Origin of the sequence: Nonomuraea sp. NPDC049725 (genome assembly GCF_040674795.1) — a bacterium.
Taxonomy (GTDB): domain Bacteria; phylum Actinomycetota; class Actinomycetes; order Streptosporangiales; family Streptosporangiaceae; genus Nonomuraea; species Nonomuraea ceibae.
Map to the genome: position 1 here is coordinate 25,251 of NZ_JBFANJ010000025.1, position 15,954 is coordinate 41,204.

Sequence of the window (15,954 nt, forward strand, 5' to 3'; positions counted from 1 at the left end):
AAAAGACGGTATCAGCCCTTCTTCTTGGACAGGGTGGCGTAGACGATGATGTTGTCCGTGTAGCTGTGGGCCGCCTTGTTGTAGATCCCGCCACACGTGATGAGCCTGAGCTGGGCTTCCTTCGTGTCGCCGTACACGCGCTTGGTGGGGAACGTCTTCTTGCCGACCTGCTCGATGCCGCTGACCGTGAAGCGCGTCACCTTGCCGTCGGAGCGGTACACGTAGATGTGGTCACCCTTGGACAGCTCGCTCAGACGCTTGAAAACAGCGGCGCCCTTTTTCGTGGCGACGTGGCCGTTGATCACCGAGGGGCCGAGCTCGCCCGGCAGCGGGCTCTTGCCGTACCACCCGGTCAGGTTGGGCTTGCTGAGCGGCGGGGTGGCGAGGGCGCCCTGCTTGGTGAGGCCGACCGTGTTGATCGGGGCGTTGACCTTGATGTCCGGGATGCGGATACGGGTGGGCCTGACCTTGGTGGTCTTCGACTTGACCGGCTTGATGGCCGGGACCACGACCTCGGCGGGCAGCGGCGGGGGCGCGTCCAGGCGGGCCGGGGTCAGGGGGACGTTCTCGCCGCCGGGGCCGACGCTGGGCGGCAGCTCGAACGCGCCCGCGTTCTGATACTGCAGCGTCGCCGGGTCCTGCTGGGCCGCCATCGGGACCGGGCCGGAGCCGTCGTCCACCGGTGGCGCCAGCGACAGCAGGCCGACCATGATGGCGCCCACGCCGGCCAGCGACCCGGCGATCAGCAGCGCCGGGGTGGCCTTGGACATCGTCGACTTCAGCTCGCTCATCAGTCAGTCCCTCCGGCGTGTCCGGCGCGGCGGCGCCGCACCAGGAGCCCTCCGGCTGCGCTGCCCATCAGCAGCAGCGACCCGCCGGCGATCAGCGCGTACGAGCCGCCCGCGACCTGCTCGGGAGCCTCACCGGTGTCCACGCCGCCCAGCGGGGTGGTGTCGACCTGGGCGGCCTTGTAGTTGGTGGCGGTGGGGCCCGGCGTGGTCTTGGCCGTGGGCGTGGGGGTCTTGCTGCTGCCCGGGACCACGACGACCACGTGACTGGTGCTGGGCCAGGGGACGTGCCGGTTCGGGGGCGTGGGCGTCGGCCCGTCGGTGGGGCCGCCGGTCGGTCCGTTGGTGGGACCGTTCGTCGGCCCGTTCGTGTTCGTGACGGTGGGGCTCGCGGTCGAGGTCGGGGACTGGGAGGCGCCGCCCACGGTGATCTCAACGGTGCCCGGGTTGTTGGTGACCTCGCAGGTGGACTTGTGCTCGGTCGGCGGGTCGATCAGCTCGCGCGTGTGCAGCTTGAACGCGTCGAGGTAGGCAGGCTTGTCGTGCTCCATGCTGCGGACCCGAAGGGTGTGCTGGCCGTAAGGGAGGTCCAGGCGCTCCCAGAGCGAGACGTTGCCCCGGATGGCGTTGGTGGGGTTGCCGTTGCCGTCCTTGGTCGGGTCGACGATCGCGGACTCGTCGTCGTCGATGACCACCCGCACCTGGCCGGCACCCGGCATCTCGCGACCGAGGTACTCGAACCCGGTGCCGCGGAAGCGGATGACGGCCTCACCCTCGCGGGTGGTGGTCACGTGGACGTCCCGGCCGTGGTCGCCGTACTCGAAGGGGGTCGAGCCCTCGTGCGACCAGTCCTTCTTGTAGATGATCCGGGGGTCGTCGTCGTTGACGGTGACCTCGCCCGCCGGGGGCACGAAGTCGACCGTCATCGCCTGCGGGGTGAGCTTGATGACGCCGGCGTCGGTCATGTGCGCCTCGGAGGAGAGTCCCTCGGGGGCGACGAGCGGCTGGTTGGGCTTGAGCGCGCTCTGGTCCTTGCTGCCGTGGGCTTCGAGGGTGCCGTTCCAGGCGCCGTCGAGCTTGACGTTGCCGACGAGGGAGACGCGGGCGCCTTCGGCGTAGTAGTCGGGCGACTTGAAGCGGGGCGCGCCGACGTGCTCGATCGACCAGCCGAGCTTGAGCATGCTGCCGACCTGGACGGCCGTCGGGATCTGGACCCGGGCTTTCAGCTTGACCTCGGACGAGCCGGCGATACCGTTCGTACACGTGTAGTCGACGACGAGGTTGAACGTACTCGCCTTCGCGGGTATCGCGACGAACGCGGCTGAGGCCGCCATTCCGATCGATGCGGCGATCCACGCATTGCGCCACCGACTCACGGCTAACTCCGATCGCACAGTAAACCGAAGGTAGATCTTAGAGCCGTCAAGCCCCGCAACACGCCCATGTTCCACCACTTGTGATGAACCCGTGTCCGCCCGCCAGAATCGTATTCTGGAACGCACACACCCCCTGCTAGGAGGCGACATGCGGCGAGACCTCTTCGACGAGGAGCACCTGCTTTTCCGGGAGACCGTGCGGGAGTTCATGGCCCGCGAGGTGGTGCCCCATCACGCCCGGTGGGAGAAGGACGGCATCGTGCCCCGCGAGGTCTGGAAGAAGGCCGGGGAGGTCGGCATGTTCGGCTTCTCGGTGCCGGAGGAGTACGGCGGGGCGGGCATCACGGACTTCCGGTACAACGCGGTGATCGTCGAGGAGATCATCCGCAATGGAGCATCCGGCCTGGGCTTCTCGCTGCACAACGACGTCGTGGCCCCGTACCTGGTGGATCTGACGGACGAGGAGCAGAAGCGGCGGTGGCTGCCGGGGTTCGCGAGCGGTGAGCTGATCACGGCGATCGCGATGACGGAGCCGGGCGCGGGCAGCGACCTTCAGGGGATCAGGACGACGGCGGTGCGCGAGGGCGACCACTACGTGCTGAACGGGCAGAAGACGTTCATCACGAACGGCGTCAACGCCGATCTCGTCATCGTGGTGGCCAAGACCGATCCTGCCGCCGGGGCCAGGGGGACGACGCTGCTGGTGGTCGAGCGGGGCATGGACGGGTTCGGGCACGGCCGCAACCTGGACAAGGTCGGCATGAAGGCGCAGGACACGGCGGAGCTGTTCTTCGAGAACGTCCGGGTGCCGGTCGCCAACCGGCTCGGCCCGGAGGACGGCCGGGGCTTCTTCCAGCTCATGGACAACCTGCCGCAGGAGCGCCTGTCGATCGCGGTGGCGGCCGTGGCGGCGGCGGAGACGGTGCTGGAGCAGACGATCGAGTACTGCAAGGGCCGTCAGGCGTTCGGCCGGAACATCGGCTCCTTCCAGAACACCCGGTTCGTGCTGGCGGAGCTGGCCACCGAGACGGAGATCGCCCGCCACTACGTGGACAAGTGCATCGTGGCGCTGAACGCCGGCGAGCTCACGGTGGTCGACGCCGCCAAGGCCAAGTGGTGGACCACCGAGCTGCAGACCAAGCTCATCGACCGCTGCCTGCAACTGCACGGCGGCTACGGCTACATGAACGAGTATCCGGTGGCCAAGGCGTGGCTCGACAGCCGCGTGCAGACGATCTACGGCGGCACCACCGAGATCATGAAGGAGATCATCGGCCGCTCCTTCGGTTTTTAGCGGTCCGGCGACGCATACTGGAGACCATGGACAGCGGCCTGATCCTCCTGGTTTTCCTGGCTTTGCTGTTCGCCTGGGGCCTCAACCGGGTGCGCCGGGCGTTCAGGCTCGGCGCCGTGGGCTACGCCGGCATCATGATCGTCTTCGTGATCGTCATGCTTCTGCTGTGGGGTCAGACGTTCCGCTAGCCTCCAGCAGCACCCGCGCCACCAGCGCCGGGTCGTCGCTCATGGGTACGTGACCGCACCCCTTGAGCAGCTTGACCCGCTGGCCCGACCAGCGGGCGGCGCGCACGGCCTGGCGGCGCGGCAGCAGCCGGTCGTGCTCGCCCCAGGCGATGGTGATCGGTGACTTGGGCGGCGCGGGCGGCATCAGCCCGGAGAACGACGCGAGCGTCTCGTCGAACCCTGCGGAGTCGGCGAGCGCCTGCGACGCGGCGGTCAGCGCGGTGGGCGTGAGCCTCGACGGGTGGGCCACCAGGAGCCCGGCCGACAGCGTCCGGCCGAGCGCGCTCTCGGCGGTCCGGCCCGCCTGCTCGGGCGGCAGCGCGCGGGCCGACGCCCGGGCGGCGCGCAGCACCGCCTGGCAGTAGAGCAGCTCGGCGCGTGACCAGAACCCGGCCGGCGACAGCGCGGTGGCGGTGCGGACGGTGCCGCGCGAGGCCAGCTCCAGCGCGATGTAGCCGCCCAGCGAGTTGCCGGCGATGTGCGGCTCACGCAGCCCGAGCAGCGCGCAGAAGGACTCGACGGCGTCGGCGAGCGACTCGGCCGTGTAGGGGACGCCGTCGGGCAGCCCGCGCGAGCGACCGAACCCGGGCAGGTCGACGGCGATGACGGTGCGCGCGGCGGCCAGCCGGTCCAGGACCGGCAACCAGGCCTGCCAGTGGTGCCCGATGCCGTGGACCAGGATCAGCGGCTCGCCGGAGCCCCGGCGTTCGAAGGCCAGCTCCATGCGCGTAAGTGAACCATCAGCGGCTGCGCGTGGGAATCTCGAACCAGACCGCTTTGCCTTCCCTGGTGGGCCGCGAGCCCCACCGCTTGGCGAGCTGGTCGACCAGGTAGAGGCCGCGGCCGCCCTCGTCGTTCTCGCCGGCGCTGCGGATGCGCGGCAGCCGCAGGTCCTGGTCGAACACCTCGACCCAGACCGACTCGCCGCCACGCCGCAGCCGCAGCGTGAACTCCTTGTCGCCGACCACCTCGTCCTCGAAGCCCGGCATGTCCCAGGAGTCCTCGAACGGCAGCGGCGGCCCGTCGACGATCAGCTCGCGGCGCGGCACGCTGGCCGTGGAGGCGTGCAGCACCACGTTGGTGACGACCTCGGAGACGAGCAGGCAGGCCAGCTCGGCGCGCTCTTCCGGCACGTTCCAGCCTTCGAACGCCTCCGACGCCATCCGGCGGGCCTCGCCCACCATGATCGGCTGGGCCGGGAACGTGCGCTCCTCGACGTCGAGATCGGCGTCGCTGGAGCGGACCACGAGGATCGCCATGTCGTCGTCGATCTCGCCGGGCACCGCGACGGTGGCGGCGTCGGCGATGCGCTCGACCTCGGCGTCGGCCATCTTGGCGAGCTTCTCGCAGAGCACCCCGAGCGTCTCGGCCTCGGTGGGCATCTCGCCGAGCCGGGCGGGGCGGCGGTCGACCAGGCCGTCGGTGTAGAGGAGCAGCGCCGCGCCGGGCGGCAGCGTGCGCGTCTCCTCCTTGTAGACGAGGTCGGCGTGCAGCCCCTTGGCGCGTACGCCGAGCGGCTGGCCGACCTCCTCGATGTCGAGCTCGACGCACTGGCCGTCGTGCAGCAGCAGCGGCGGGGCGTGTCCGGCGTTGGCGAAGGACAGCTGGCGCGACCAGGCGTCGTAGACCAGGTACTGGCAGGTGACGATGGGCGGGATGCTGACGTCGGCGCCGTTGTCGTCGCGCTCGGGGGTGGCGATGATGCGGGTCCACTCGTCGAGCCTGGCCAGGATGTCGGCGGGCGACTTGTCGTCCTGGGCGAAGGCGCGCAGCGCGGCCCGGAGCTGGCCCATGATGGCGGCGGCCTTGGCGCCCCGGCCCTCCACGTCGCCGATGACGATGCCGACCCGGCCGGCCGACAGCGGGATCACGTCGTACCAGTCGCCGCCGACCTGGGTCTGGATGCCCTGGCCGTGGGAGACGAGCGGGGCGGCCGGGTAGTAGCGGACGGCGATCTGGAGGCCGTCGAGCTGCGGCAGCGCCCGGGGCAGCAGGTGCTTCTGGAAGGACTCGGCGGTGTGCCGCTCCTCCTCGAACAGCAGCGCGTTGTCGATGGCGAGCGCGACCCGGGTGGCGATGGCCCCGACGAAGTCACGGTCGAAGGCGTCGTAGTGGGGGCTGCGGCGGTCGGTCAGGTTGGACAGCCCGAGGTACATCAGGCCCAGCGTCTCGCCGCGCACGCTCAGCGGGGCGACGATCGCGGAGTTCATGCCGACCTCGCCGCACAGCCGGGCGCTGCCCTCGGACGGGGCCGGGAAGCTGTTGCCGGCGAAGTCGTCGACCAGGATCGTCTCCTGGCGGCGCATGGCCGCCTCGGCGTAGTGGCCGGACGGGTAGCGGATCTCGGCGCCGACGGGCTTCCAGGTGCCGGGCGGCGGCGACCAGCCCTGCACGTGCTGGGAGATCCGGCGCACCAGCCGGTCGCCCTCCATCAGCTCGATGAAGCAGTGGTCGGCGAACTGCGGGACCAGCATCTCGGCGACCCGCTTGAGCGTCTCCTCGACGTACAGCGAGCCGGCCAGCCGCTCGCCGATGCGCTCCAGCAGGCCGAAGCGGTCCTTCTCACGCTCGTTGCTGCGCAGCGCCTCGCGGGCGGTGATGACGATGCCCGTCACCGAGCCTGAGGTGTGGCGCAGCGGCACCGCCTGGGCGCGCACGTACAGGACAGAGCCGTCGGCGCGCCGCACGTCGAACGTGCCCTCCCAGACGCCGCCCTTGAGCACGTGCTTGCTCAGCTCGATGGCCTGCGGGTGGTCCTTGTCCATGATCCCGAAGGACTGTGCCGAGGGGTCGCGGCCCGACGCCCGTGGCCGCCCGAACAACCGCTCGGCGAACGGGTTCCAGTAAAGGAGATTGCTGAACCGGTCGGTGACGACCACCGCCATCTCGGCATGGTCGAGCACCGACGACGCGGCCAGGTGATCGGCGTCGGGTGACACGTCCCCCCATCGCTTCATCCGGAGACCACTCCTAGGGGACGCATGCGCGAAAAGCGAACCACGGGCGCTCCTGCAACAGTCTTGGCCGGGGGGGAGTGGAGGGGCTCCCAGTTGGGATTCAACCAAGCAGCCGCGCGTGCGTCAGCGCCTGGTGACGAAAACGTGCGCGGCAACGTCACGCGGGATCTCCGCGAGAGAGTCGTTCGCGTCACCGTCACCTGTCACCCGCACACCGTCGTCGCTCGCCGCGAGCGTCACCTCGCGTCCGGGTTGTATCCCAACTTGCTTGAGTTTAAGCATCAGAGCGGGATCACTTTGCACTTGTTCGCTAATTCGACGCACTACCACGGGCACTCCTTGGGCCCCGGCGACCTCCGTCATGGTCGGCAGCATGCTCCCGGACGGTTCGGCGCTCTCCTGCGCGCCGAGCTCGGCCAGGCCGGGGATGGGGTTGCCGTGCGGGCACACCGTGGGGTTGTCGAGCAGCTTGACCAGGCGGGTCTCGACCGACTCCGACATGACGTGCTCCCAGCGGCAGGCCTCGATGTGCACCTCCTCCCAGGGCAGCCCGATGACGTCGGTCAGCAGGCATTCGGCGAGCCGGTGCTTGCGCATGACCCTGGTCGCCAGGGTGCGGCCGAGCTCGGTCATGGACAGGTGGCGGTCACCCTCGACGCGGACGAGGCCGTCGCGCTCCATGCGGGCGACGGTCTGGCTCACCGTGGGGCCGCTCTGCTGCAGGCGCTCGGCGATGCGCGCCCGGAGGGGGACGATGCCCTCCTCCTCGAGCTCGTAAATCGTCCGGAGATACATCTCCGTCGTGTCGATCAGGCCGTGTGCGGTCAAGGCTCCTCCCAACTGCATGCTACGCCGGTCGTGGCGGGGACTGAGCCCGTCCGCTTCGGGCACAGGAGTCAGAGGCAAAGCCTATGGGGGAGAAACGACCGACGATGTCAAAGGACGGAAACAACTCAGCGGCCGAGTTCCTTCCCGATCGCCTGGACCTGACGTCGCTGCGGGAGGCGGCGGCCGGCTGCGAGGGCTGCGACCTCTACCGGGCGGCGACGCGCACGGTGTTCGGCGAGGGACCCGCCGGGGCCGCGTTCATGCTCGTCGGGGAGCAGCCCGGCGACCAGGAGGACCTGCAGGGGCACCCGTTCGTCGGACCGGCCGGGCGGGTGCTGGACCGGGGGCTGGCCGAGGCCGGGATCGAGCGGGAGGACGTCTATCTGACGAACGCGGTCAAGCACTTCTCGTTCACCCGGCAGGGCAGGCGGCGCATCCACCAGAAGCCGACGGCGGCCGAGATCGGGGCCTGCCAGCCGTGGCTGAACGCCGAGCTGGCCGTGGTGGAGCCGCAGGTGGTCGTGGTGCTGGGGGCGACGGCCGCGCGGGCGCTGCTGGGGCGGGCGTTCCGGGTGACGCGGCAGCGGGGGGCGCCGGTGCCGCTGGGCGAGGCCACGGCGGTGGCGACGATCCACCCGTCCGCGGTCCTGCGCGCCCCTGACCGGGACGCGGCGTACGAGGGCTTCCTCGCCGACCTCAAGGTGGCGGCCGGTCAGCGAGGGCGGTAGTGCCCCAAGGCGGCGCGGCCGGTCAGCGGGCGCGGTAGTTCCTGAAGCCGGCCACCGACAGGCCGGCGACGAGTACGGCCAGCGCGCAGGCGATGCCGCCGCCCACCCACGCGGTGGTGAGGCCGAAGGCGGTGGCCGTGGCCCCGGCCCGGACGTCGCCGAGCCGGGGCCCGCCCGCGACGACGACCATGAAGACGCCCTGCATCCGCCCCCGCATCTCGTCCGGCGCGTACAGCTGGAGTATGGACTGCCGCCACACCGAGGAGACCACGTCGGCGGCTCCCCCGACGGCCATGAACAGCAGCACGAGCCAGAGCTGCTGGGCGAGCCCGGCGGCGGCGACCGCGAGCCCCCACACGGCGATGACGGCCGTGAGCGCCAGGCCCTGGCGGGTGACCCGGGTGACCCAGCCGGAGAACAGCCCGCCGATGACCGATCCGGCCGCCATGGAGGCCACCAGCCAGCCGAGGACGTTCAGGTCGCCGCCGAAGCGCAGGTCGACGAGCTCCGGGAACAGGGCTCTGGGCAGCGCGAACACCATGGCGATGATGTCGACGACGAACGACATGAGCAGCACCGGGCTGGTGGCGATGAAGCGGAGCCCTTCGGCCACGGACCGCCAGCCGGGCCGGGACACCTCGCCCTGGGGTGCCAGTGCGGGCAGCCGGAAGGCGGCGTAGAGGCTGGCGGTGAACAGCAGGGCGTCCACGGCGTAGGCGGCCGCGTAGCCGCCCTCGGTGAGCAGGATGCCGCCGATCATCGGCCCGGCGACGGCGCCGATGCTGTAGACGAGCGAGTTGAGCGCGTTGGCCGAAGGCACCAGCTCGGCCGGGAGCAGCCTGGGGATGATGGCGCCCCGCGTGGAGGAGCTGACGGCGAAGCCGGCGGCGCCCACGGCCACGGTCGCCAGCAGCACGTACACGTTGGGGACGCCGACCAGCGCCTGGATCAGGATGAGCATCGTGCTCACCCAGGCGACGGCGGAGCCGGCGACGAGGAGCTTGCGCCGGTCGACGGCGTCGGCGACGGCCCCGCCCCACAGCCCGAAGATCACCAGGGGGATCAGGTTGGCCAGGCCCAGCATGCCGACCCAGAACGACGAGCCGGTCAGGTCGTAGACCTGCTGGCTGACGGCCACGACGGTGGCGCCGAGGCCGACGTGGGAGACGGCCTGGCCGATCCAGAGGCGCCGGTAGGCGGGCACGGACAGCGGCCGGGTGTCGACCAGGTGACGCTTGACGAAATCCCCGAATGTCACTTAAGGCACATTAAGGGGCAAGTCTTTCCAACTCCCACCCCGGCCGCGTACGCCGGTAACGCAGCCGGTCGTGCATCCGGTCGAGCTGCCCCTGCCAGAACTCCACCTCCACCGGCGTCACCCGGAAGCCGCCCCAGAAGTCGGGCACCGGCGGATCGTCCGGCCAGCGCGCCGCCAGCTCCTCGTAGCGGGCGTCCAGCTCCTCCCGCGACCGCACCACCGCCGACTGGCGCGACGCCCACGCCCCGATGCGCGAGCCGTACGGCCTGGCGTTGAAATAGGCGGCCGACTCCTCGGCCGACAGCCTCTTCACCGAGCCCTCCACCCGCACCTGGCGGCGCAGCGGATGCCACGGGAACAGCAGCGACGCCCTCGGGTTCTCCGCCAGGTCGCGGCCCTTGCGGGACTCGTAGTTGGTGTAGAAGACGAAACCGCGCTCGTCGTAGCCCTTGAGCAGCACGGTCCTGGCGCTCGGCCGCCCCCCCGCGGACGCGGTGGCGAGCACCATGGCGTTGGGCTCGGGCAGGCCGGCGTCGAGCGCGTCCTGGAACCAGACGGTGAACTGCGCGATCGGATCGGCGGCGACGGCGGCTTCGAGCAACGGTTCGCCCTCATAGGTCCGGCGAAGCCCCGCCAAGGAGGGCGGGCGCGAGGTGGCATCCACGAGACGGTATTCTCGCGTGCTTGGTGGCAGATCCCACACAGCGCCCCCTACCAGCGGTTATGGCCTACCGGCGGGTCCCGAGACCGAGCACGACCTGGGAGGGGGTTAAATTGACTGGCCGGTATCTCGACATCAAGGCATTGCCGGAACATGGCAAGAAAGGGAGGCGGCCGAGAATGTCCGACTTCAAACCCGGCCTCGAAGGCGTCGTAGCTTTCGAGACCGAGATCGCGGAACCGGACAAAGAAGGGGGCGCCCTTCGATACCGGGGCGTCGACATCGAGGAGCTGGTCGGCCGTGTGCCCTTCGGGCATGTGTGGGGCCTGCTGGTCGACAACAAGTTCCAGCCGGGCCTGCCCCCGGCGGAGCCGTACCCCATCCCTGTCCATTCCGGTGACATCCGAGTCGACGTGCAGAGCGCGCTGGCCATGCTGGCCCCCGCCTACGGCTTCAAGCCGCTGCTCGACATCAGCGACGAGGAGGCGCGCGACCAGCTCGCCCGCGCCTCCGTGATGGCCCTGTCCTTCGTGGCGCAGTCGGCGCGTGGCCTCGGCCTGCCGATGGTGCCGCAGAGCCGGGTCGACGAGGCCAAGACCATCGTCGAGCGTTTCATGGTCCGCTGGCGCGGTGAGCCTGACCCCAAGCATGTCAAGGCCATCGACGCGTACTGGACCTCCGCCGCCGAGCACGGCATGAACGCCTCCACCTTCACCGCCCGCGTCATCGCCTCCACCGGCGCGGACGTGGCCGCGGCGCTGTCCGGTGCGGTCGGCGCCATGTCGGGCCCGCTCCACGGCGGCGCCCCGGCGCGCGTGCTGCACATGATCGAGGGCGTCGAGCAGCTCGGCGACGCCAAGAAGTACGTGCAGAGCGAGCTCGACAAGGGCAACAGGCTCATGGGCTTCGGACACCGCGTCTACCGCGCCGAGGACCCGCGGGCCCGCGTTCTCCGCCGCACCGCCAAGGAGCTCGACGCGCCTCGCTACGAGGTCGCCGCGGCCCTTGAGCAGGCGGCCCTGGAGGAGCTGCACGCCCGCAAGCCCGACCGGGTGCTGGCCACCAACGTCGAATACTGGGCCGCCGTGGTCCTGGACTTCGCCGAGGTGCCCTCGCACATGTTCACCTCGATGTTCACCTGCGCCCGCACGGCCGGCTGGGCCGCGCACATCCTGGAGCAGAAGCTCACGGGCAGGCTGGTGCGCCCGAGCGCCAACTACATCGGCCCCGCGTCGCGTCCGCTCAGCGACGTGCCCGGTGCCGCCGAGGTCGCCGGCACCATCTGACGCCCTCCCTGACGGCCCGCCGGTCCGACCGGCGGGCCGTTCGCGTCGTCAGCCCCGCGCAGCGCGCGGTCGGGGCAGTCGGCCAGGCTCGGCCCGACCTCGGTGAGCCTGCCGCACACGCCGACGAGCTTCGGCTCCTGGCCCACCTGGATGAGCATGACCGGCTTGCCGGCCGACTCGTGCAGCTCCCTGCCGCCGGTGAACTCGATCACCCCGGTGGTCCCGTACTGCGTGCCCATCGTGCTCAGCCCGAACAGGACCGTGCCCTTGTCCGGCACCGGGCCGGGGGCGGCGGAGATCGCGAGCCCGAGGGCGAGCGCGGCGTCGTGGGCGAGCATCGCGTGCAGCCGCGACGGCTGCGCGTCCTTGCCGATCAGCCGCTGGATGCGCCCGATCTGGGCTTTTCCGCCCTGGCCCTCGCCGCCCGTGACATGGTCCCAGACCTTCTCCCACGCCAGCGTGACGTAGTGCAGGCGCAGGTTGGGGTGGTCCTTGAGCCTCTGGTGGTTGTCCTGGACGTACTTGGTGACGTCGTCGGAGGCCAGCACGTGGTGGATGCGGGACTGGCTGCACCCCTCGTCGACGCCCTGGACGAAGGTGACGAAGTCGTCGCCCCTGCCGGTGTAGTAGATGAGGTCGGGCTTGCCCGCGCACGCCTTCTTCACCTGGGCCTTGAGCTGACGCCCGCCCGTGTACGACAGGCTGGTGACGTCCGCCTCGCCGAAGGCGTCGCGGAAGCCGGCGGCCAGGTCGGCGCTGTAGAGGTCGCCCTCGGTGACGTCCTCCAGCAGCGTCACCTTCTTGGCGGCGGGCAGCCCGCCGGTGCCCGCCCTGACCCACGCCGCCGACGCCCTGGCCTCGCGGCCGTTGTTGGCGGCCATGCGGAAGAAGTACGGCGACGGCACCCGCTCGTGCTGGCCGAGCTCGTCGGCGGTGCCGACGGTGACCATGACGGGCAGCCCGGCGGTGTTGAGCACCGCGATGGCCTCCTGGTTGACCGCGCGGCTCTGCGCCATGCCGATCACGCCGACGATCGGCGCGCCCGACTCCAGCCGGTCGACGACCTGCCGGGCGAGCGTCACGGACTTCCTGAACGCCTTGCCGGGGTTGCCGAGCAGGACGCGCATCTTGGGCCGGTCGCCGCTCTGGGCGTTGTAGTCCTGCTGGTAGGCGGCGATCCCGTACAGCTCGCCGTGGGAGCCCGCCAGCAGGGCGTCCGGCGCGCCGGTCATCGGGCCGATGTAGACGATCTCCACGTAGCGGCCGCTGTCGACGGCCTTGACGTTCTCGGCCGCGATGCGGTCGATGGGGGTCTTCAGCCGGTCGTGGAAGACGTAGCCGCCGTCGCTGATGCCGACGCACTCGCCGAGCTCGTCCCGCAGCACGTCGGGGGCCTGGCAGTAGGTCATGGCGGAGTTCCACACGTACAGGCCGGACGCGATCAGCGGCACGACCAGCAGCGCCACCATGATCGTCCAGTAGGCGCGCACCCGCTTGTGTCCCGCCACCGGCGCGAGCGGGGCCGCGCGCCGGTCGTCCCCGGCCGTCAGGTCGACGCCCTCGATCACCAGGTACGCGGGCCCGTGCCGGTGGCTGACCCGGCGCAGCCACTCGTGGTGCGCCTCCTCGTCGCCGTCCGCGCCCGTGACGCGCACCGTGCGCACGTCGCGCACCAGCCCGGGCGACTCGGGGCCGGAGGTGACGACGAGCAGCGGGTCCCACTGCGCGTTGCGCTCGCGCACCTCGTGCAGGCGGCCGAGGAACGCCGCCGCGGCCGTGTCGGCGGCCGTGACGCCCTTCAGGTAGAGCACGCAGTGGTAGGCACGCGCCCAGGCGGGCCACAGGAACAGCCTGCGGCGCCTGTACGCCTGCCTGAGGTCCTCCAGGAAGGCGCCGACCAGCAGACGCTCCAGCTCCTCGTCCGACGCCCTGGCGGCCAGCCTGCTCGCGTACGCGGGCAGCCGCTCCCACGGGGTGCGCTGCTGCGCCGCCTGCTTGCGGAACCACGAGCTGCGCACGTGGGTGCGGGCCAGCACGGCCGCGTGCCCGACGGCCACCACGACGCCGGCCGCGACGCTCACCCCCCACGCCAGCAGCGTGGTCGCCTGGCCGAGCCAGGTGCCGATCACCGACGCCGCCGGGATCCAGCCGGTCAGCGACCTGCCCAGGTAGTCGAGCATGACCACCCTCGGGCGGTCGTCAGGGGGCCCGCCCCGGCCCGGCCGGTCCTCGGCCAGCGCCCGCTCCATGTCGGGGATGGCCACCTCACCGAGCTCCCGCCGGCGCAGCACCAGCAGCACGAAGCCGGTGAGCTGGAACCTGATCCTCGGCAGCCCGCGCGGTCCGGTGCGCTCGCCGAGCTTGGCCACCGCCTGCTTCACCAGGTCGGGCACGCCCGAGTAGGCGGCCGGCGAGAAGTACGGCACCGGCTGCCCGTCGGGCACGATGAGCGGCTCCAGGTCGCCCTCGCCCTTCAGGAACACCGACACCTGCGGCAGCGACCGGTCGCGCCGCCAGGGGGCGGGTCGCCGGATGAGCCTGCCGAACAGGTGCCGGAGGAACGTGCGGACATCGGCCATGCGTCGCTCCCTGGCGGTCGCCCCCCGACGATCCACTCCTTTGTCGACATACTGCCGTAAATCTCATGGAGTGATGTGTCGAGCCGCCCCCGCCGGAGCTCTCCCACGCTCCGAGGGGCGGTCGTTTCACCATTTCTCAGCATCCGGACCCGGGACCAGGGAATCTCGGCGGCTGGATACCCTTGTCTGGTGGCTGACATCGTGATTCCCGCTGACATCAAGCCCGCCGACGGCCGCTTCGGCTGCGGGCCCTCGAAGGTGCGCACCGAGCAACTGGCCGCCCTCGCCGCCTCCGGGGCGAGCCTCATGGGCACCTCGCACCGCCAGAAGCCGGTCAAGAACCTCGTCGGCCGCGTGCGCTCCGGCCTGGCCGACCTGTTCTCGCTGCCCGAGGGCTACCAGGTCGTGCTCGGCAACGGCGGCACCACCGCCTTCTGGGACATCGCCGCCTTCGGGCTGATCCGCGACCGGTCGCAGCACCTGTCGTTCGGCGAGTTCTCCTCGAAGTTCGCGACCGTGGCCAAGAAGGCCCCGTGGCTGGGCGAGCCCTCGATCATCAAGTCCGAGGTCGGCACCCACCCCGAGGCGGTCGCCGAGGACGGGATCGACGTCTACGCCCTCACCCACAACGAGACCTCCACCGGCGTGGCCATGCCGATCCAGCGGGTCGGCGGCGACGACGCGCTCGTGCTGGTCGACGCCACCTCCGGCGCCGGCGGCCTGCCCGTCGACGTGTCAGAGACCGACGTCTACTACTTCGCCCCGCAGAAGAGCTTCGCCTCCGACGGCGGCCTGTGGATCGCGATCATGTCGCCGCGCGCCCTGGCCAGGGTCGAGGAGATCGCGGGCTCGGGCCGCTACGTGCCGGAGTTCTTCAGCCTGCCGATCGCCATCGACAACTCGGCCAAGGACCAGACCTACAACACCCCGGCCGTGGCCACGCTGTTCCTGCTGGCCGACCAGCTCGACTGGATGAACGGCAACGGCGGCCTGGCCTGGACCACGTCCCGCACGGCCGACTCGGCGCAGCGCCTCTACACCTGGGCCGACAAGTCGTCCTTCGCGACGCCGTTCGCGGCCCCCGAGTTCCGCTCGCAGGTGGTCGGCACCATCGACTTCGCCGACTCCGTCGACGCCGCCGAGGTGGCCAAGGTGCTGCGCGCCAACGGCATCGTCGACACCGAGCCCTACCGCAAGCTGGGCCGCAACCAGCTGCGGGTGGCGATGTTCCCGGCGATCGACCCGGCCGACGTCGAGGCCCTGACGGCCTGCATCGACCACGTGGTCGAGCGCCTCTAGCCCACGACGTCAGACGAGTGGCCTGGGCTGCTGCCTGCGCAGCACCCAGGCCGCCACCACACCGCCGACCAGCCCGAACAGGTGGCCCTGCCAGGAGATTCCCGGCTGGTTGGGCAGCACGCCCGCGAGGATCGACCAGTAGGCGATGCCGACGCCGACCGCGATGACGATGTCGAGCAGGAGCCGGTCGAACAGGCCCCGGGCCAGGATGTAGCCGAAGTAGCCGAACACCAGCCCGCTGGCGCCCACGGTGACCACGTCGGGGCTGGTGAACCAGGTGCCCACGCCGCCGATGACGATGATCAGCAGGCTGGCCAGCAGAAACTTGCCGATGCCGCGCAGCGCGGCCAGGAACCCGAGGACCAGCAGCGGCAGCGAGTTGGCGATCAGGTGCCCGAAGCCGATGTGCAGGAACGGCGCGAAGAAGATCCCCGACAGTCCCGCCGGCTCCCAGCCGACGATGCCGAAGCCGTCCAGGGCGCCGAACATGAAGTAGTCGACGATCTCCACCGCCCACATGACCGCGAGCAGGCCCACCATCAGGAGGAACGCGGCCAGCGCGCCCGACAGCAGCGCCCCCGCGCCGCGCTTGGCCGACTCGAACGGGGACCTCGAATAGTCGCTCATGCGCTCTCCCAGGTGGACGACTCCCTTTTTACCGTACGTACGAACC

The 15,954-nt window shown here is 70.8% G+C and carries 14 protein-coding genes; 5 read left to right on the forward strand and 9 right to left on the reverse strand.

The features are described 5' to 3' along the window. Nucleotides 1-11: 11 nt before the first annotated feature. The gene (locus AB0J53_RS41155) at nt 12-791 is read right to left on the reverse strand and encodes a class F sortase (RefSeq protein ID WP_357592686.1); all 780 of its coding nucleotides are present in this window, start codon (nt 789-791) and stop codon (nt 12-14) included. Then, complete coding sequence (locus AB0J53_RS41160; protein WP_364182784.1) at nt 791-2,122, reverse strand: hypothetical protein; 1,332 nt, start codon at nt 2,120-2,122, stop codon at nt 791-793. The genes AB0J53_RS41155 and AB0J53_RS41160 overlap by 1 nt, the downstream gene beginning before the upstream one ends. A gap of 190 nt (nt 2,123-2,312) precedes the next feature. Here AB0J53_RS41160 and AB0J53_RS41165 point away from each other — a divergent pair, with 190 nt between their 5' ends. Continuing rightward, nucleotides 2,313-3,458 carry an acyl-CoA dehydrogenase family protein gene (locus AB0J53_RS41165; protein ID WP_219508797.1) on the forward strand — a complete coding sequence of 382 codons (1,146 nt, stop codon included), beginning with the start codon at nt 2,313-2,315 and terminating at the stop codon, nt 3,456-3,458. 26 nt (nt 3,459-3,484) lie between these two features. Beyond that, the gene (locus tag AB0J53_RS41170; RefSeq protein WP_219508798.1) at nt 3,485-3,646 is read left to right on the forward strand and encodes a hypothetical protein; all 162 of its coding nucleotides are present in this window, start codon (nt 3,485-3,487) and stop codon (nt 3,644-3,646) included. Here the strand turns inward: AB0J53_RS41170 and AB0J53_RS41175 are convergent. From AB0J53_RS41175 to AB0J53_RS41185, 3 genes are all read right to left on the reverse strand, one after another. Then, on the reverse strand, nt 3,612-4,409 hold the full coding sequence (locus AB0J53_RS41175) for an alpha/beta fold hydrolase (protein WP_364182786.1): 798 nt from the start codon (nt 4,407-4,409) through the stop codon (nt 3,612-3,614). The genes AB0J53_RS41170 and AB0J53_RS41175 overlap by 35 nt on opposite strands. A 16-nt stretch (nt 4,410-4,425) precedes the next feature. Continuing rightward, entirely contained in the window at nt 4,426-6,642 is a 2,217-nt protein-coding gene (locus tag AB0J53_RS41180) for a SpoIIE family protein phosphatase (RefSeq protein WP_219508800.1), read from the reverse strand. Between the two features lie 123 nt (nt 6,643-6,765). Then, on the reverse strand, nt 6,766-7,470 hold the full coding sequence (locus AB0J53_RS41185) for a metal-dependent transcriptional regulator (RefSeq protein ID WP_281427172.1): 705 nt from the start codon (nt 7,468-7,470) through the stop codon (nt 6,766-6,768). Between the two features lie 104 nt (nt 7,471-7,574). Here AB0J53_RS41185 and AB0J53_RS41190 point away from each other — a divergent pair, with 104 nt between their 5' ends. Next, a complete protein-coding gene (locus AB0J53_RS41190; protein ID WP_219508801.1) occupies nt 7,575-8,198 on the forward strand; it encodes a UdgX family uracil-DNA binding protein in 624 nt (207 codons plus the stop codon). Nucleotides 8,199-8,220: 22 nt separating this feature from the next. On the opposite strand, the gene AB0J53_RS41195 is transcribed toward AB0J53_RS41190, so the two are convergent. Both AB0J53_RS41195 and pdxH read right to left on the reverse strand, forming a co-directional pair. Beyond that, the gene (locus AB0J53_RS41195; RefSeq protein ID WP_219508802.1) at nt 8,221-9,456 is read right to left on the reverse strand and encodes an MFS transporter; all 1,236 of its coding nucleotides are present in this window, start codon (nt 9,454-9,456) and stop codon (nt 8,221-8,223) included. Nucleotides 9,457-9,466: 10 nt separating this feature from the next. Then, the gene (pdxH, locus tag AB0J53_RS41200) at nt 9,467-10,120 is read right to left on the reverse strand and encodes a pyridoxamine 5'-phosphate oxidase (RefSeq protein WP_219508804.1); all 654 of its coding nucleotides are present in this window, start codon (nt 10,118-10,120) and stop codon (nt 9,467-9,469) included. A 176-nt stretch (nt 10,121-10,296) separates the two neighbouring features. Between pdxH and AB0J53_RS41205 the strand changes: the two genes are divergently transcribed. Next, a complete protein-coding gene (locus AB0J53_RS41205; RefSeq protein ID WP_219508806.1) occupies nt 10,297-11,403 on the forward strand; it encodes a citrate synthase 2 in 1,107 nt (368 codons plus the stop codon). Here AB0J53_RS41205 and AB0J53_RS41210 read toward each other — a convergent pair. Next, nucleotides 11,334-13,982, reverse strand: a complete 2,649-nt coding sequence (locus AB0J53_RS41210; protein WP_364182791.1) for a hypothetical protein — start codon at nt 13,980-13,982, stop codon at nt 11,334-11,336. The two genes, AB0J53_RS41205 and AB0J53_RS41210, sit on opposite strands and share 70 nt — an antisense overlap. Nucleotides 13,983-14,171: 189 nt before the next feature. Here AB0J53_RS41210 and serC point away from each other — a divergent pair, with 189 nt between their 5' ends. Beyond that, nucleotides 14,172-15,281 (forward strand): phosphoserine transaminase, encoded by a 1,110-nt coding sequence (gene serC / locus AB0J53_RS41215; RefSeq protein WP_364182794.1) that lies wholly within the window; start codon nt 14,172-14,174, stop codon nt 15,279-15,281. 9 nt (nt 15,282-15,290) lie between these two features. On the opposite strand, the gene AB0J53_RS41220 is transcribed toward serC, so the two are convergent. Then, complete coding sequence (locus AB0J53_RS41220; protein ID WP_364182796.1) at nt 15,291-15,908, reverse strand: rhomboid family intramembrane serine protease; 618 nt, start codon at nt 15,906-15,908, stop codon at nt 15,291-15,293. Between the last annotated feature and the right edge of the window lie 46 nt (nt 15,909-15,954).